The 17032-nt window shown below is 62.9% G+C and carries 13 protein-coding genes; 12 read left to right on the top strand and 1 reads right to left on the bottom strand.

What is annotated here, in order from left to right; all coding sequences use genetic code 11:
• Nucleotides 1-32 precede the first annotated feature (32 nt).
• Complete coding sequence (locus AC6I6U_RS07220) at nucleotides 33-896, top strand: methyl-accepting chemotaxis protein (RefSeq protein ID WP_497882997.1); 864 nt, start codon at nucleotides 33-35, stop codon at nucleotides 894-896.
• A 167-nt stretch (nucleotides 897-1063) separates the two neighbouring features.
• Here the strand turns inward: AC6I6U_RS07220 and AC6I6U_RS07215 are convergent, their stop codons facing one another.
• Nucleotides 1064-2980 (bottom strand): sigma-54-dependent Fis family transcriptional regulator, encoded by a 1917-nt coding sequence (locus tag AC6I6U_RS07215; RefSeq protein ID WP_497881301.1) that lies wholly within the window; start codon nucleotides 2978-2980, stop codon nucleotides 1064-1066.
• Nucleotides 2981-3343: 363 nt separating this feature from the next.
• Between AC6I6U_RS07215 and exaC the strand changes: the two genes are divergently transcribed.
• From exaC to AC6I6U_RS07160, 11 genes are all read left to right on the top strand, one after another.
• On the top strand, nucleotides 3344-4864 hold the full coding sequence (gene exaC, locus AC6I6U_RS07210) for an acetaldehyde dehydrogenase ExaC (RefSeq protein ID WP_497881300.1): 1521 nt from the start codon (nucleotides 3344-3346) through the stop codon (nucleotides 4862-4864).
• A gap of 252 nt (nucleotides 4865-5116) precedes the next feature.
• Nucleotides 5117-6487: an ethanolamine permease gene (gene eat, locus AC6I6U_RS07205; protein WP_497881299.1), complete on the top strand. Its 1371-nt coding sequence runs from the start codon at nucleotides 5117-5119 to the stop codon at nucleotides 6485-6487.
• Nucleotides 6488-6805: 318 nt separating this feature from the next.
• Nucleotides 6806-8200 carry an ethanolamine ammonia-lyase subunit EutB gene (locus AC6I6U_RS07200; protein WP_497881298.1) on the top strand — a complete coding sequence of 465 codons (1395 nt, stop codon included), beginning with the start codon at nucleotides 6806-6808 and terminating at the stop codon, nucleotides 8198-8200.
• Nucleotides 8197-9027, top strand: coding sequence for an ethanolamine ammonia-lyase subunit EutC (gene eutC / locus AC6I6U_RS07195; protein ID WP_497881297.1), 831 nt, complete (start codon nucleotides 8197-8199; stop codon nucleotides 9025-9027). The genes AC6I6U_RS07200 and eutC overlap by 4 nt, the downstream gene beginning before the upstream one ends.
• A gap of 107 nt (nucleotides 9028-9134) precedes the next feature.
• Nucleotides 9135-9593, top strand: a complete 459-nt coding sequence (locus AC6I6U_RS07190) for a GNAT family N-acetyltransferase (protein WP_497881296.1) — start codon at nucleotides 9135-9137, stop codon at nucleotides 9591-9593.
• Nucleotides 9594-9857: 264 nt separating this feature from the next.
• Nucleotides 9858-10511: a DedA family protein gene (locus AC6I6U_RS07185; protein ID WP_497881295.1), complete on the top strand. Its 654-nt coding sequence runs from the start codon at nucleotides 9858-9860 to the stop codon at nucleotides 10509-10511.
• Nucleotides 10512-10515: 4 nt separating this feature from the next.
• Nucleotides 10516-11328: a M90 family metallopeptidase gene (locus AC6I6U_RS07180; protein ID WP_497881294.1), complete on the top strand. Its 813-nt coding sequence runs from the start codon at nucleotides 10516-10518 to the stop codon at nucleotides 11326-11328.
• Nucleotides 11329-11472: 144 nt separating this feature from the next.
• Nucleotides 11473-12000, top strand: a complete 528-nt coding sequence (gene ppa / locus AC6I6U_RS07175) for an inorganic diphosphatase (RefSeq protein ID WP_017902328.1) — start codon at nucleotides 11473-11475, stop codon at nucleotides 11998-12000.
• Nucleotides 12001-12228: 228 nt separating this feature from the next.
• A complete protein-coding gene (locus tag AC6I6U_RS07170) occupies nucleotides 12229-12987 on the top strand; it encodes a LexA family transcriptional regulator (RefSeq protein WP_497881293.1) in 759 nt (252 codons plus the stop codon).
• A gap of 545 nt (nucleotides 12988-13532) precedes the next feature.
• Nucleotides 13533-15467 (top strand): putative bifunctional diguanylate cyclase/phosphodiesterase, encoded by a 1935-nt coding sequence (locus AC6I6U_RS07165; RefSeq protein ID WP_497881292.1) that lies wholly within the window; start codon nucleotides 13533-13535, stop codon nucleotides 15465-15467.
• On the top strand, nucleotides 15440-16924 hold the full coding sequence (locus AC6I6U_RS07160) for a leucine-rich repeat domain-containing protein (protein ID WP_497881291.1): 1485 nt from the start codon (nucleotides 15440-15442) through the stop codon (nucleotides 16922-16924). The genes AC6I6U_RS07165 and AC6I6U_RS07160 overlap by 28 nt, the downstream gene beginning before the upstream one ends.
• The last annotated feature ends 108 nt before the right edge of the window (nucleotides 16925-17032 follow it).

Below are 17032 nucleotides of genomic sequence, written 5' to 3'. Positions count from 1 at the left end.
AACTGGGCGTGCTGCAACAGGGTATCCAGCGCATGGGCGCGACCCTGCGCGATCTGATCAGCGGCATCCGCGATGGCGTGACCCAGATCGCCAGCGCCGCCGAGGAGCTGTCGGCAGTCACTGGGCAGACCAGCGCCGGGGTCAACAGCCAGAAGGTCGAGACCGACCAGGTGGCCACCGCCATGCACGAAATGACCGCGACCGTTCAGGAAGTTGCGCGCAACGCCGAAGAAGCCTCGCGTGCCGCCTCCGCGGCAGACGGCGAAGCCCGTGCCGGCGACCGGGTCGTGGGCGAAGCCATTGCCCAGATCGAACGCCTGGCCAGCGAAGTGGTGCGCTCTACCGAAGCCATGACCGTGCTGCAACAGGAAAGCGACAAGATCGGCAGCGTCATGGACGTGATCAAGGCCGTGGCCGAACAGACCAACCTGCTGGCGCTCAACGCCGCGATCGAAGCCGCCCGTGCCGGCGAGGCCGGGCGCGGTTTCGCCGTGGTTGCCGATGAAGTCCGTGGCCTGGCCCAGCGCACGCAGAAGTCCACCGAGGAAATCGAAGGCCTGGTGGCAGCCCTGCAGAGCGGTACCCAACAGGTAGCGACCGTGATGAACAACAGCCGCTCACTGACCGACAGCAGTGTCGAGCTGACCCGCAAGGCGGGCGTCTCGCTGGAGAACATCACCCGCACGGTGTCGAACATCCAGTCCATGAACCAGCAGATCGCCGCAGCGGCCGAAGAGCAGAGCGCAGTGGCCGAGGAAATCAGCCGCAGCATCATCAGCGTCCGCGACGTGTGCGAGCAGACCGCTGCCGCCAGCGATGATACCGCCGCATCGAGCGTCGAACTGGCCCGCCTGGGCGGCCAGTTGCAGACGATGGTCAGCCATTTCCGCGTCTGACCCCGCCGGGCCTGTGCCTGGCACAGGCCCCTTGAAGGTGCCGGCTTGCTGGCGATAGCGATCTGACAGTCGACATTTTTGTCGCTTGTAATAGCACTATCGCCAGCAAGCCGGCTCCCACAAGCATGTGGTTTATCCAGGATCCGTGGTGTTCAAAAATTTCGCGTCTAGCGAGCAATCCCATGCTTGCGCAGTTTTCGATACAGCGTATTGCGACTGACCCCAAGTTGCCCCGCGGTATTGGTCATGTGCCAACGCTGCTGCTCCAGGGCATTCAGAAGAGCCACGCGCTCGGCATCCTCCAACGGATGCCCACCCACCGGCTCAGCCACCACTGCCTCGACCACCGGGCGAACCTGGCGAATCATCGCTGGCAGGTCCTCGACGCCAATCCGCCCTTCCTCACACAACGCCACCAAAGTACGTAGCACCGTGCGCAACTGCCGAACATTACCCGGCCAGGCAAACCCCAGCAGGGCCTGGCGCGCCGCCGCGTCGATCGACACCACCTGCCCCGCCGCCTCCTGCGCCAGCAGGAAATCCAGCAACCGGGATTTGTCGCTGCGCTCACGCAAGGCCGGCAAGCCGATCTCCAGCCCATTGAGCCGGTAATACAGGTCCTCACGGAAGCCGCCGTCCTGCACCCGCTCCAATAGATGGCGATGGGTCGCGCTGATGATCCGCACATTGACCGCTTCGGGCTCGCCGCCGATCGGCACCACCTGCCGGTCCTCCAGCACCCTCAGCAGACGGGTCTGCAACGCCAGCGGCATATCGCCGATCTCATCGAGGAACAGCGTGCCGCCGTCGGCCTGCTGCAGCTTGCCGCGCATGCCCTCCTTGCGCGCGCCGGTAAAGCTGCCGCCGCGATAACCGAACAGTTCGCTTTCAATCAGGCTTTCCGGGATCGCCGCGCAGTTGAGCGCGACGAAGGGCTTGTCCGCGCGCTGGCTGGACTGGTGCACCGCCTTGGCAAATGCCTCCTTGCCGGAACCGGTTTCGCCGTTGATCAACAGCGGCACATCGCGTTCGAACACCCGCAACGCCTTGCGAAAATCACTTTGCAGGCTCTCGTCGTCCAGGCAGATGCCTGCCTGGGCGACCCGCTCGACCGCCACCGCAGCCGGCACCAACGACACAGGTACGCTACGCGGCTGGCCACGCAGCACCGCGAACAGGCTGCGGCCATCCCGTGTGCGCAACGGCCAGCTGGCGCTGGCCTGGGTGCTGGCCCGACCGAGCAGCTCATCCAGCGAACAGTCGAAAAACGCTTCCACCGGCTGCCCGAGCAAACTGCCACGGCCGAACCCGAGCAGGTTCAGTGCACTCTGGTTGACCGCGCAGACCTGCCCTTCGCCATCGAACGCCAGCAAGCCCTCGCTGAACAGGCCAACGGACTCCGCCTGCAAATGAAAACGCAGCAACCAGTGCTTGTCGTAATGCCGCAGGAAATAGCAGCTCTCGATCATCTTCGCCGACAGGTTCACCAACGCCATGGTGTGGAACTGGCTTTGCCGGGACACCTCGGGACGCGCCGAGGAAACATCCAGCACCGCCAGCAACTCGCCCTGGGGATCGAACACCGGGCTGGCCGAGCAGGTCAGCCCGGTATGGCGGCCGCGAAAGTGTTCGTCCTGATGGATGGTCAGCGCCTGCCGCTCCACCAGGCAGGTGCCGATACCGTTGGTGCCTTCGCAGGCCTCGCTCCAGTCTGCGCCGAGCCAGAGCCCGGCACGCTCGAATATCTTGCGTTCGGCGGGCGCGGTGACGCAGTTGAGGATCACCCCACGGGCATCGGTCAGCAGTACCGCGTGACCGGCACCGGACAATTGCTGGTGCAGGCTGGTCATCTCGCTGCCGGCGATCTGCAGCACCTGGCGCAGGCGTTCGCGGCTTTCCAGCAGGCGGCCGTGTTCAAGCACGGTTGGCGCGATGCTCAACGAGGGGTCGAGATGGTAGTCCTCCAGGCACCGCAGCCAGGAGCGGGCGATCGACGGATCACTGCCCGGACCGCCAGGCAGGCTCTTGCCCTGGGTCACAGTGAGCACCTGCTGGGCGTGGCGACTCAGATGGTTGTTCTGCATTTCTTATTGTTCTCCCCCGTCCTGTGTGGGAGCGGGCTTGCCCGCGAAGAGGCCGGCAGGCCCTGCCCACAACCCGAAGCCTTGAGGCATGTTCAACTTCACCGAGCGCCCAGCATCCTCCTGCCCGGCGAGCATTGCAATCTCCCCGCGACCACCGAGTCACGGGCTGTGCCATCTCCGTTACAAATTGTCACCCCAGCTTGTACCACCCCTGCCACAGCCCACTGGCTCGTGCTTCAGGCCGGCCAGGCCTAAGCCCGCCATAGAGGGCTTTCGACGCACTGGCCCGACCTTTGCTCTACGCTTGTCAGACGCTAAATCGCGTACTCCCCAATAAGCACAAAAGCCAAGGAGACACTCACCATGCGTTATGCCCACCCAGGTACTGCCGGCGCCATCGTTTCGTTCAAGGCCAAGTACGGCAACTACATCAATGGCGAGTTCGTCGCACCGGTCGACGGCCAGTACTTCACCAACACTTCGCCGGTCAACGGCAAGCCCATCGCCGAATTCCCCCGCTCCAACGCCAAGGACATCGACAAGGCCCTCGACGCCGCCCATGCCGCTGCCGATGCCTGGGGCAGCACGTCGGTGCAGGCCCGCTCACTGGTCCTGCTGAAGATCGCCGACCGTATCGAACAGAACCTGGAAACCCTGGCGATCACCGAAACCTGGGACAACGGCAAGGCCGTGCGCGAAACACTCAACGCCGACATCCCGCTGGCCGCCGACCACTTCCGCTACTTCGCCGGCTGCCTGCGCGCCCAGGAAGGCAGCGCCGCCGAGATCGACGGCAACACCGTCGCCTATCACATCCATGAACCACTGGGCGTGGTCGGCCAGATCATCCCGTGGAACTTCCCACTGCTGATGGCCGCCTGGAAACTCGCCCCGGCCCTGGCCGCCGGCAACTGCGTGGTGCTCAAGCCCGCCGAGCAGACCCCGCTGGGCATCTGCGTGCTGCTGGAACTGATCGGCGACCTGCTGCCGCCAGGTGTTCTGAACGTGGTACACGGTTTCGGCAAGGAGGCCGGCGAGGCCCTGGCCACCAGCAAGCGCATCGCCAAGATCGCCTTCACCGGCTCGACCCCGGTCGGCTCGCACATCATGAAATGCGCCGCCGAGAACATCATTCCGTCCACCGTGGAACTGGGCGGCAAGTCGCCTAACATCTTCTTCGAAGACATCATGCAGGCCGAGCCGAGCTTCATCGAAAAAGCCGCCGAAGGCCTGGTGCTGGCGTTCTTCAACCAGGGTGAAGTGTGCACCTGCCCATCCCGCGCCCTGGTGCAGGAATCGATCTACGACGAATTCATGCAGGCGGTGATGAAGAAGGTCGAGCAGATCAAGCGTGGCGACCCGCTGGACACCGACACCATGGTGGGGGCCCAGGCGTCCGAGCAGCAGTTCGACAAGATCCTCTCGTACCTGGAAATCGCCAAGCAGGAAGGCGCGCAGTTGTTGACCGGCGGCCAGGTGCAGAAACTCGAGGGCGACCTGTCCAGCGGTTACTACATCCAGCCGACCCTGCTCAAGGGCAACAACAAGATGCGTGTGTTCCAGGAGGAAATCTTCGGTCCGGTGGTGAGCATCACTACCTTCAAGGACGAAGCCGAAGCCCTGGCGATTGCCAACGACACCGAGTTCGGCCTTGGCGCCGGCCTGTGGACCCGCGACATCAACCGCGCCTACCGCGTCGGCCGGGCGATCAAGGCCGGTCGTGTCTGGACCAACTGCTACCACCTGTATCCGGCGCACGCCGCGTTCGGCGGCTACAAGAAGTCCGGGGTCGGTCGTGAAACCCACAAGATGATGCTCGACCACTACCAGCAGACCAAGAACCTGCTGGTGAGCTATGACACCAATCCGCTTGGGTTCTTCTAAACCCTGAAACCCATTCGCGGCGGTGCGGCGTCCCGACGAGCCCTGCTCCTACAGCCCAATGTTGTGCCCAGGAGGGCGTTACAACTCAAACCTGTAGGAGCGTGGCTTGTCGGGCCCCCGCGCCGCCGCGAAGAGGCCCACCCTGACACCCCACTTGACGCCTGGCCGCACCGGCACGGGCCCTGCGTGCACGCAAAACAGAGACACCCGAAAGTCCAACAACCGAACAATAAGAAAGACAAGCGAGGACTTATGACTACCCAAACAGAACTCAAACCGACCCTCGGCACCCTGCACCTGTGGGGCATCGCGGTCGGCCTGGTGATCTCTGGCGAATACTTCGGCTGGAGCTATGGCTGGGGCACTGCCGGGACCCTCGGTTTCCTCGTCACCGCCCTCTTGGTGGCGACCATGTACACCTGCTTCATCTTCAGTTTCACCGAACTCACCACCGCCATTCCCCACGCTGGCGGCCCCTTTGCCTACAGCCGTCGGGCCTTCGGCGAAAGAGGCGGCCTGATCGCCGGCATCGCCACCCTGATCGAATTCGTCTTCGCTCCACCGGCAATCGCCATGGCCATCGGCGCCTACCTCAACGTGCAGTATCCCGGCCTCGATCCGAAGCTCGCCGCCGTCGGCGCCTATATCGTCTTCATGACCCTGAATATCCTCGGCGTCAGCATCGCCGCCACCTTCGAACTGGTGGTCACCGTGCTGGCGGTGGCCGAGTTGCTGGTGTTCATGGGCGTGGTCGCGCCGGGCTTCAGCTTCAGCAATTTCGTGCTCAACGGCTGGTCCGGGTCGAGCACTTTCAGTATCGACGCCATTCCCGGCATCTTTGCCGCCATTCCCTTCGCTATCTGGTTCTTTCTCGCCATCGAAGGCGCGGCCATGGCCGCCGAGGAAGCCAAGGACCCCAAGCGCACCATTCCCAAGGCCTACGTCAGCGGCATCCTGACCCTGGTGTTCCTGGCCATCGGCGTCATGGTGATGGCCGGCGGCGTCGGCGACTGGCGCCAACTGTCGAACATCAACGACCCGCTGCCCCAGGCGATGAAAGCCGTGGTCGGCAACAACTCGACCTGGATGCACATGCTGGTGTGGATCGGCCTGTTCGGCCTGGTGGCGAGCTTCCACGGGATCATCCTCGGTTACTCGCGCCAGTTCTTCGCCCTGGCCCGCGCCGGCTACCTGCCGCAGTCGCTGGCCAAGCTCTCGCGCTTTCGCACGCCGCATCGGGCGATCCTCGCCGGCGGGGTGGTCGGTATCGCGGCGATCTACAGCGACGGCCTGGTCAACCTGCAGGGCATGAGCCTGACGGCGGCGATGATCACCATGTCGGTATTCGGCGCCATCGTGATGTACATCATCAGTATGCTCAGCCTGTTCAAGCTGCGTCGCAGCGAGCCGAACCTGGAGCGGACCTTCCGCGCGCCGGGCTATCCGATCGTGCCCGGCATCGCCCTTGCATTGGCCGTGGTCTGCCTGGTGGCGATGGCGTGGTTCAACACCCTGATCGGCCTGATTTTCCTGGGCTTCATGGTGGCGGGCTTCATCTACTTCCAGCTGACCGCCAGCCAGCGCTCGGAGGCGCCAACCGACGCTATGCTGACCGGTAACTGAATGCACCAGTGCAGGGCGCCTGGCGCCCTGCCATCGAACACCACTGAACTGTAGGAGCAGGGCTTGCCCGCGAAAGGGATCTTGAGATCGCCAAAAGCTGCGCGAGCAAGCCCCGCTCCTACGGATTACAACGCCAGCCCCTTGTGGCGAGGGGGCTTGCCCCCGTTGGGCCGCGTAGCGGCCCTGAAACCAGCGACTGCGCTGTGCCAGACAGAACAGGCGCTCAGGTTTTACGGCTGCTACGCAGCCGAGCGTGGGCAAGCCCACTCGCCACATCGGGTGCCACAGAAACAGTTCGGACCCAGGAGGACACCGCCCATGGCCACATTCGCCCATTCCGTCGGCGCCCAGACCTATCGCTTCGACAGCCTCAAGGAGGTCATGGCCAAGGCCAGCCCTGCCCGTTCCGGGGACTTTCTCGCCGGCGTCGCCGCCCAGAACGACGGCGAACGGGTCGCGGCCCAGATGACCCTGGCCAACATTCCCCTCAAGCATTTCCTCGAGGAGATGCTGATCCCCTACGAGTCCGACGAAGTCACCCGACTGATCGTCGACACCCACGACAAGCAGGCCTTCGCCGCCGTCAGCCACCTGACCGTCGGCGGCCTGCGCGACTGGCTGCTCAGCGACGCCGCCGACGAACAGAGCCTGCGCGCCCTGGCACCGGGGCTGACCCCGGAAATGGCCGCCGCGGTGTCGAAGATCATGCGCGTGCAGGACCTGGTGCTGGTGGCCCAGAAGATCCGCGTGGTGACGAAATTCCGTGGCACCCTGGGCCTGCGCGGCCGGCTGTCGACCCGCCTGCAGCCCAACCATCCCACCGACGACCCGGCCGGCATCGCCGCCAGCGTCCTCGACGGTCTGCTCTACGGCAACGGCGATGCGATGATCGGCATCAACCCGGCCACCGACAGCCTGGGTTCGATCTGCGACCTGCTGCACATGCTCGACGCGGTGATCAAGCGCTACGAAATTCCCACCCAGGCCTGCGTGCTGACCCACGTCACCACCTCCATCGAGGCGATCAACCGTGGCGTGCCGCTGGACCTGGTGTTCCAGTCCATCGCCGGCACCGAGGCGGCCAACGCCAGTTTCGGCATCAGCCTGAAGATCCTCCAGGAAGGCTACGACGCCGGCCTGAGCCTCAATCGCGGCACCCTCGGGCAGAACCTGATGTATTTCGAGACCGGCCAGGGCAGCGCACTGTCGGCCAACGCCCATTTCGGCGTCGACCAGCAGACCTGCGAAACCCGCGCCTACGCCGTGGCCCGGCACTTCAAGCCGTTCCTGGTCAACACCGTGGTCGGCTTCATCGGCCCGGAATACCTGTACAACGGCAAGCAGATCATCCGCGCGGGCCTGGAAGACCACTTCTGCGGCAAGCTGCTGGGCGTGCCCATGGGCTGCGACATCTGCTACACCAACCACGCCGAAGCCGACCAGGACGACATGGACACCCTGCTGACCCTGCTCGGCGTGGCCGGGATCAACTTCATCATGGGCATTCCCGGCTCCGACGACATCATGCTCAACTACCAGACCACCTCGTTCCACGACGCCCTCTACGCCCGCCAGACCCTGGGCCTCAAGCCCGCGCCGGAATTCGAGCAGTGGCTGGCAAAAATGGGCATCTTCACCCAGGCCGATGGCAAGGTGCATTTCGGCAACAACCTGCCGCCGGCGTTCCGCCAGGCCCTGGAGCAGCTAGGATGAACGACATGGCCAAACAGATCGACAGCGACAACCCCTGGCTGGAACTGCGCCGCCTGACCCCGGCACGTATCGCCCTGGGCCGCACCGGCACCAGCTTGCCAACCCGCGCGCAACTGGACTTCCAGTTCGCCCACGCTCAGGCCCGCGACGCGGTGCACCTACCGTTCGACCACGCCGGGCTCACCGACCAACTGGCCGGGCGCGGCCGGGAAACCCTGCTACTGCACAGCGCCGCCGATGACCGCCACAGCTACCTGCAACGCCCGGACCTGGGCCGCAAGCTCAACGACGCCTCGGCCCGGCAGTTGCGCGACCATGCCCAGGCTCATCCGGGCGGCGTCGACCTGGCGATCGTCGTCGCCGACGGGCTGTCGGCGCTGGCCGTGCACCGGCATACCGTGCCTTTCCTGACCCGCCTGGAGGAACAGCTCGCAGCCGAGGGCTGGTCGCAGTCACCGGTGATCCTGGTGGAACAGGGCCGTGTCGCCGTCGCCGACGAAATCGGCGAGCTGCTGGGGGCGAAAATGGTGGTGATACTGATCGGCGAACGCCCGGGCTTGAGCTCTCCGGACAGCCTGGGGCTGTATTTCACCTATAATCCCAAGGTCGGACTGACCGACGCCTATCGCAACTGCATCTCCAACGTGCGGCTGGAGGGCATGAGCTACGGCCTGGCCGCCCATAAATTGCTGTATCTGATGAAAGAAGCCTGCCGCCGACAGTTGTCGGGGGTCAATCTCAAGGACGAGGCCCAAGTGCAAACACTGGAAAGCGAATCGGATGTCCACCCAAACGGCAACTTCCTACTCGGTCCGCTTAAGGACTGATGGTCATCCGGATTGCTCTTTTCCTGCGCTTTGGGCAGCATCGGCGTTGCGGCTGCCCGAGTGAGTGAACCGTTTGCCGTCATATCCACGAAGTTGAGGCCTGATCTATGCGGATTACTCAAGCGACCCTGGAACATCTGGACCTGTTGACGCCCCTGTTCGTCAAATACCGTGAATTCTACGGTTCACTGCCCCTTCCCGATTCGTCCCGCAGCTTCCTGGAGAAGCGCCTGCGGCGAAAGGAGTCGGTGATCTACCTGGCGCTGGCGGACGATGACGACAAGAAGCTACTGGGGTTCTGCCAGCTCTACCCGAGCTTCTCCTCGCTGTCGCTCAAGCGCGTGTGGATTCTCAACGACATCTATGTGGCCGAGGATGCCCGGCGCCAACTGGTGGCCGACAACCTGATGCGCACAGCGAAGAAAATGGCCCGCGAAACCCATGCCGTGCGCCTGCGGGTGTCCACCAGCAGCGACAACCAGGTGGCGCAGAAAACCTACGAGTCCATCGGTTTTCGCGAAGACACCGAGTTCAAGAACTACGTGCTGCCGATCAGCGACGACTGACAGGCGACCTCTTCGCGGATAACCCAGGACGCCGGTTTATCCGCGAAGAGGGCACCAGGCTCAGCACCGCCCCACTACCGGCACACATTCGCAGGGCCACCGCAAGACATCCCTCGCTACAAACTCTGCAAGCAGAATCCTCTCCAGCTCTTATAATCCCGGTTTCATATCAATGTACGAAAAAACTACATCCCGTGTAGTTAACTACGCGTCCATTTTTTGCGCAGGCCTGCCGAGCCAGGCTATCAACACAGGTGCCACCCCATGGATTTCAACCCGCTGGACTTAATCCTGCATCTCGATGTGTACCTCGACATGCTGGTGAACAATTACGGGCCATGGATCTATGCCATCCTGTTTCTGGTGATCTTCTGCGAAACCGGCCTGGTAGTGATGCCCTTCCTGCCGGGCGACTCGCTGCTGTTCATCGCCGGTGCCGTCGCAGCCGGTGGCGGCATGGACCCGGTATTGCTGGGCGGGCTACTGATGCTGGCGGCGATCCTCGGTGACAGCACCAACTACATCATCGGCCGAACGGCCGGGGAAAAGCTTTTCAGCAATCCGAACTCGAAGATCTTCCGCCGCGACTACCTGCAGAAGACCCACGATTTCTACGATCGCCACGGCGGCAAGACCGTGACCCTGGCGCGCTTCCTGCCGATCCTGCGGACCTTTGCGCCGTTCGTCGCCGGTGTCGGCAAGATGTCCTATCCGCGCTTCTTCGGCTTCAGCGTGCTGGGGACGGTGCTCTGGGTCGGCGGCCTGGTGACTCTCGGCTACTTCTTCGGCAACGTACCGTTCATCAAGAAGAACCTGTCGCTGCTGGTGGTCTTCATCATCCTGCTGTCGCTGGTGCCGATGATCATCGGCGTGCTGCGCAGCCGTCTTGGCGGTACCTCCAAGGCCGAGACCCACTGAACCCGTGTGGTCGCTGAGCGCCTGGCGTCGCCGCCGCACCCTGGCCCGCCATCCCGTTGCCAGTGAAACCTGGCAGCGGGTGCGCGAGCACCTGAGCTTTCTCGACGGCCTGACTGAAGCCGAGGACCGCTGGCTGCTGGAACACAGCGTGCTGTTCCTCGCCGAGAAGCACCTGAGCGCCCTGCCAGGTGTCGAACTGGATCAGTACAGCCGCCTGCTGCTGGCAACCCAGGCGCAACTGCCGTTGCTGCACCTGGGCGACCTGGCGTGGTATTCGGGCTTCCATGAAATCGTCCTGTATCCGGACGATTTCCTCAGCCCGCAACGCCATCGCGATGCCAGCGGGGTCGAGCACGAGTGGGACGCCGAACACAGCGGCGAAGCCTGGCACCGAGGCCCGGTGATTCTCGCCTGGCCCGGCGTGCTCGCCAGTGGTGCCTGGGAAGGCTACAACCTGGTGATCCACGAACTGGCGCACAAGCTCGACATGCTCAACGGCGACGCCAACGGCCTGCCACCGCTGCATAGCGACATGCGGGTCGGCGACTGGGCCCAGGCCATGCAACACGCCTATGACGACCTCAACCGCCAGTTGGACCGTGACCCCGATGCCGAAACCGCCATCGACCCCTACGCGGCAGAAAACCCGGCAGAGTTCTTCGCGGTAACCAGCGAATACTTCTTCAGTGCCCCGGATTTGCTGGACACGGCCTATCCCAAAGTCTATGAGCAACTGCGTGCGTTCTACCGCCAGGACCCACTGGCACGCCTGCGCCACCTGCAGATGCACGACCCGCGCTACCAGGCCGAGGGCTGATCCGGCATTTGCCCCCCGCACGGCGCCAGACTCTCCGCACGTCCTGCAACACGTGGCATCCACCCCGGAATGTGCCTATAATCGCCGCCACTTTTTGGTCAATCCAACCAGGTTTTCTGGTCAACTAACGGGGGGCATCGCCCAATGAGCTACAGCAAGATTCCGGCTGGTAAAGACCTGCCGAACGACATCTACGTCGCGATCGAAATCCCGGCCAACCACGCGCCGATCAAATACGAAATCGACAAAGACAGCGATTGCCTGTTCGTTGACCGTTTCATGGCAACCCCGATGTTCTACCCGGCCAACTACGGTTTCATCCCCAACACCCTGGCCGATGACGGTGACCCCCTCGACGTGCTGGTCGTGACCCCTTACCCGGTTGCTCCAGGCTCGGTGATCCGTGCCCGTCCGGTCGGTATCCTGCACATGACCGACGACGGCGGTGGTGATGCCAAGGTGATCGCGGTTCCTCACGACAAGCTGTCCCAGCTGTATGTCGACGTGAAGGAATACACCGACCTGCCAGCCCTGCTGCTGGAGCAGATCAAGCACTTCTTCGAGAACTACAAGGATCTCGAGAAAGGCAAGTGGGTGAAGATCGAAGGCTGGGGCAATGCTGATGCTGCCCGTGCCGAAATCACCAAGTCGGTTGCCGCTTTCAAGGGCTGATTTGCCCTGCTGCCATGCGCTGATAAAGAACCCCGGTACGCCGGGGTTTTTTGTGCTTGTTTACGTAAAAACAAACATAGCGTTTACTAAATAAACGCACACAAATATTCAAATAACGACGAACGTAGGAATACTCAACTAAATCAATCACCTTGTGTGCTTTTTCAGATATTTTTTGAACACCTCGTTTATTTAAACGGGTGTAGCACGGCAGTAAACTCTGTGTTCATGAATACATCAGGTGACCGCTTACGAACACTCCTGCGGGAGTGCCATCTTTCCGCTTCGGATTTCGCTGCCAACCGGCAAGTGACCCCGCAGCACGTCAATAACTGGTTCAAGCGTGGCATCCCCATGGCACGCGTGGATGAGATAGCGGAGTTGTTGTGCGTCAACAGTCGTTGGCTGCGCACGGGCGATGGTCCGAAGCATCCCGGAACTTCTGCCGCCGAGACAGAGGGCGACTCCTTGCGGCTGCGGGCCGACGAAAAAGAACCCTATTCAACCTATGACGACCTGGCAGCCACCGAACGCAACGACGTCCAGGTCCAGCTTTACAAGGAAACCCCCATCGGGCCCGGCTCCAAGCAGACCCAGGTGAGCGCCATGCCCGGGCGCAAAGTGCGCCTGCCATACCGCATCCTGCAAGCCATGGGCGTCGACCCCGACAAAGCCATCTGCGCTCCCATGACCGGTAACGGCATGGCTGAAAAGATCGACGACGGCTCCACCATTGCCATCGACCGTAGCCTGACCCAGGTAGTGGATGGAGAAATCTATGCCCTGGAACACGACGGCATGTTGCGGGTGAAGTACGTCTACCGCCTGCCGGCAGGCGGGTTGCGGCTGCGCAGTCACAACAGCGACGAGTATCCCGACGAGGTCTTCAGCGCCGAACAGATCGAGCGTCAGGGTATTCGGATCCTCGGCTGGGTGTTCTGGTGGTCGACCTTGAACAAGCGTCGCCCCCCGGTCCCCTGCAAATAGTTTCAAAATGCTGCCTTTTCCAAAAACGACAGCTCTGCGTGGCGGTTTTCGCTGGGCATCTGTCGCAAATGTGGGTATCCTGCGCCCCACATTTGGGCAGCGTCCCCCGAAAACGGGTCAACGCGCCCCAGACACTGTGCAAGACTGCTGCACAGCGTTCCCCGACCAGACATTGCCCTAGCGCATGTACATTTTGAAGGCGGGCGAGGCTTACCAAAAATAGGCCAAACCCGTCCCCGAGAAGCCGGCCACAAGCCGGCTTTTTAATGCCTGCCATTTACCCTTTGCTTGCGGTCCGGGCACACATCCAGCGCCACCGTTGATCGCCTCTCATTCTCTAAAGCATCCAAAAGCCACTCTTCCCCTCCAGAACTCGACCACTCAGCCGAAACAAAGGGTACAGCCGGCACAGATCGGCCTGCGGACACCTGAACCTTGTAAAGACGCCTGTCCGAAGCCGCCTTCCAGCAGAGGGATCTGTATCGACCACGGCCACAGAGGCTCTCGTGATAATGACTGGTCCATTCAAGAAACTTCAGATACTCATGTCCCCGCCCCTGGACAACCCGCGGCTGCTCAGGGCCCAGTACGTTGCGCTGTCCCGCCAGTTGCCGCTGATGTACTTCATCCTGATCGTGAATACCTGGGCGCTGGTCATGACCCACCTGGACAATGCACCAGGCTGGCTGGTCTTCGACATACCGATGGCCATGACCCTGATCTGCGGCATCCGCGGCACCATGTGGTGGCGCATGCGGCACGATCCGCCAGCGCCGGAACTGATCGCGCGCGCGCTGGTGCGAACCAATCTCCTCGCCCCGCCCATTGCCACCGCCTTTGCCTTCTGGTCACTGGCGCTGTTCCCCTATGGCGATGTTTACGCGCAGTCCCACGTCGCCTTCTACATGGCGATCACCGTCATCGGCGTGATCTTCAGCATGATGCACCTGCGCCCTGCCGCGCAGAGCACGGCGCTGATCGTCAACCTGGTGTTCGTGGTGTTTTTCTCCAGCATGGGCAACACCGCCTTTACCGCCACGGCGCTGAACGTGCTGCTGGTGTCCATCACCATGCTGGTGATCCTCAACAACCACTACCGGGCCTTCACCAAGCTGGTCGACGCCCAGGCGCATGCGGAACAACTGAGCGACGAAAACCTCAAGCTGGCCAACGAAGACAGCCTGACCGGGCTGCCAAACCGCCGGCAGTTTTTCAGTACCCTGGACCGCGAGATGGCCAATGCCGAGGCCAGCGGTACCCGCCTGGCCGTGGGTATCATCGACCTGGACGGTTTCAAGCCGGTCAACGACCAGTTCGGCCACAGCGTCGGCGACCGCCTGCTGGCCCAGGTCGGCCAGCGCCTGAACGGCCTGCTCGAAGACAACATGCACCTGGCGCGCCTGGGTGGCGACGAGTTCGCGCTGGTCCTGGCCAACGATGCCAATGACCAGGCGCTCGCCGCCTTTGGCCAGCGGATCTGCGACGCCCTCTCCACACCTTTCCTGCTCACCGACCTGCCGGTGCAGATCGGCGGCTCCCTGGGCATGGCAACCTTTCCGGACATGGCGACCAATGCCATCGAGGCCTTCGAGTACGCCGACTACGCGCTCTATCACAGCAAGCGCACCAACCGCGGTGCGCTGTCGATGTTCACCGAGGGCCATCACCAGCAACTGTTGCATGAAGGCGTGACCGAACAGGCGCTGCGTCGGGCGGATATCGAGCAGGAGTTCCACTTGGTGTTCCAGCCGGTGGTCGACCTGCGCACCCACCGCACGGTGTCCTTCGAGGCCCTGGCGCGCTGGCACAACCCCAAGCTCGGCGACGTGTCGCCCTACCGGTTCATCCCCGTGGCCGAACGGATCGGCCTGATCAACCGCCTGACTCCGCCGCTGCTGCGCAAGGCCTTGGCGACTGCCAACGGCTGGCCAGCAGAGATTCGCCTGTCGTTCAACCTCTCGGCCCACGACTGTGCCTCGGACGAAGTGGCGCAACAGATCGTCGAGGTGATTGTCGCCAGCGGTTTCGATCCGCGCCGGCTCGACCTGGAAATCACCGAAACGGCAACCATGCAGGACATCGTCCAGGTGCAACGGACCATCGACGGTTTTCGCCAGCTGGGCTGCGGCATTTCCCTCGACGACTTCGGTACCGGCTATTCCAGCCTCAGCCAGTTGCACTCGCTGGCCTTCACCAAGATCAAGATCGACCGCAGTTTCGTCACCGGCTTGCATGAAAAGCCGGCCAGCTACAAGATCGTCAAGTCACTGGTGGCGCTGAGCCTGGACATGCAGCTCGATTGCATTGTCGAGGGCGTGGAAACCCGCAGCGAACTGGATGCCCTGGCCAGCCTGGGTTGCTCACTGGTACAGGGTTATTTCTATTCCAAGCCGATGTCACCGGCATCGGTCGAGGCCTGGCTTGCCCAGGAACACACGACGGACCGTAAACAGTGCTCACCCCCCATCGCAAGGCCCTGATCGAACGACTGGCTGCCACCCCCGACGATGTCGCATTGCGCGCCGCACTTTATCGCGACCTGCTCGATAGCGCGGATGCCGCACTGGATGGCGTGCGGCTCGCTGCCGGCCTGGGCGACCCGGCCGCCATCGTGATGATTGCCCAGTTGCAGGCCAAACCGCGATCCAATCGTCCCAGGGCCTGGCTACCGCAACTGCGCGGGCTGCCGGTCGACCGCCTGGAACTGAGCGATGCCGAACCCGACTGGCTGGATGCCCTGGCTGGCTTGCCGCTGCGCGCGCTGGTGCTCGATGGTCCGAACTTCAGTTGCGACCAGGACCTGTGGCACCGCCTGCCTGCGCTGGCGCTGGAGACCCTGGAAGTCAGCGGTTTTTCGCGTACGGACAACGATACCTGCCTGCCGTCGGTCGAGCGGCTGCGCCGGCTGAAACTGACGACCTACGGTGATGACTTCGACGACGCGTTCCTCCAGCAACTCGGTAACAGTGCGCTGCAGGAACTGTCGCTGAACCGTTGCGATGAAATGACCGACGACGGCCTGCTCGCGCTGTCGCGACTTCAATTGCGTTCGCTGGAACTGGAACGTATCGAGCAACTGACCTCGCGTGGCATGGCCCATCTGTCCAGCCACCCACTCGAACACCTGTCGCTCGGCTGGGGGCGTCTCGCTCTGCTGGAGAACACCGATTGGCTGCGCAGCCTGACGACCTTGCGCTCACTGAGCCTCGACCACTGCTACGCGAGCGAGAGCATCCTGCCGGCCATCCGCGGCCTGCCGCTCGAGCGGTTGTCCCTGCAATCCGCGTATATCAGCGAGGAAGACATTGCCGAGTTGGAGGGCATGCCGCTCGCCGAGCTGGACCTGAAGGCTGCGCAAGTGATGATCGAGCGGCTCGATACGCTGCACGCGTTCCCGCTCAAGCGGCTGGGGCTTGCCGATATCCAGGACATCAACGCGGGCACCCTGGCCGACCTGCGCGGCCTGCCGCTGGAGTCGCTGGACCTTTCCCTGAACGAGATCACCAGCAAGGAACTGAAGCAACTGGCCGGCCTGCCGCTGAAACGGCTGAGCCTCAACTTCTGCAATGGCGTGGACGGCAAGGCACTGCGGACGCTGGCCGAACTGGGCCTACCGCTGGAAGAACTGGAGATCGGCGGCCTGGACCTGCGCGATGCAGACCTCGCCTGCCTGCGCGACCTGCCCCTGCAACGCCTCGGCCTGTATGACAGCCCCTGGCTCACGGATGCCGGCGTCGCCCACTTTGCACACCTGCCGCTGCAAAGCCTGACGCTCAGTGCGAGCCCCGGAGAATCGCAGCTCACTTCGGCTTCGGTGCCGGTGCTGGAGCAGCTGCCGCTGCAAGCACTACTGCTGCAGAACTGCTCCGGGATCGATGCCGATGGCTGGGATCGCTTGGCCAGACTGCCAGCTCGGGTGACAGGGCCGGGTATCTGATACCCAACCAAGCGCCACGAAGGAGTTCGGTCTACAAGGAAGCAATTGAGGTACAGTTGCCATCCTTTAGCCATACCCTTGCGCTTGCTGCCGAAGCTCTCTTGGGTG

It is taken from the genome of Pseudomonas sp. UTLPPB19802 (assembly GCF_059730225.1).
The sequence above is the reverse complement of the archived record's forward strand: the minus strand, read 5'-3'. Positions and strand labels throughout refer to the sequence as shown.

What these genes read in the sequence shown, in the direction of transcription:
- AC6I6U_RS07190 (WP_497881296.1), top strand. Translation starts at nt 9,135, where the DNA reads ATGCGGATTACTCAAGCGACCCTGGAACATCTGGACCTGTTGACGCCC.
- AC6I6U_RS07220 (WP_497882997.1), top strand. Translation starts at nt 33, where the DNA reads ATGGGCGCGACCCTGCGCGATCTGATCAGCGGCATCCGCGATGGCGTG.
- ppa (WP_017902328.1), top strand. Translation starts at nt 11,473, where the DNA reads ATGAGCTACAGCAAGATTCCGGCTGGTAAAGACCTGCCGAACGACATC.
- AC6I6U_RS07200 (WP_497881298.1), top strand. Translation starts at nt 6,806, where the DNA reads ATGGCCACATTCGCCCATTCCGTCGGCGCCCAGACCTATCGCTTCGAC.
- eutC (WP_497881297.1), top strand. Translation starts at nt 8,197, where the DNA reads ATGAACGACATGGCCAAACAGATCGACAGCGACAACCCCTGGCTGGAA.
- AC6I6U_RS07215 (WP_497881301.1), bottom strand. Translation starts at nt 2,980, where the DNA reads ATGCAGAACAACCATCTGAGTCGCCACGCCCAGCAGGTGCTCACTGTG.
- AC6I6U_RS07170 (WP_497881293.1), top strand. Translation starts at nt 12,229, where the DNA reads ATGAATACATCAGGTGACCGCTTACGAACACTCCTGCGGGAGTGCCAT.
- AC6I6U_RS07185 (WP_497881295.1), top strand. Translation starts at nt 9,858, where the DNA reads ATGGATTTCAACCCGCTGGACTTAATCCTGCATCTCGATGTGTACCTC.
- exaC (WP_497881300.1), top strand. Translation starts at nt 3,344, where the DNA reads ATGCGTTATGCCCACCCAGGTACTGCCGGCGCCATCGTTTCGTTCAAG.
- AC6I6U_RS07165 (WP_497881292.1), top strand. Translation starts at nt 13,533, where the DNA reads ATGTCCCCGCCCCTGGACAACCCGCGGCTGCTCAGGGCCCAGTACGTT.
- eat (WP_497881299.1), top strand. Translation starts at nt 5,117, where the DNA reads ATGACTACCCAAACAGAACTCAAACCGACCCTCGGCACCCTGCACCTG.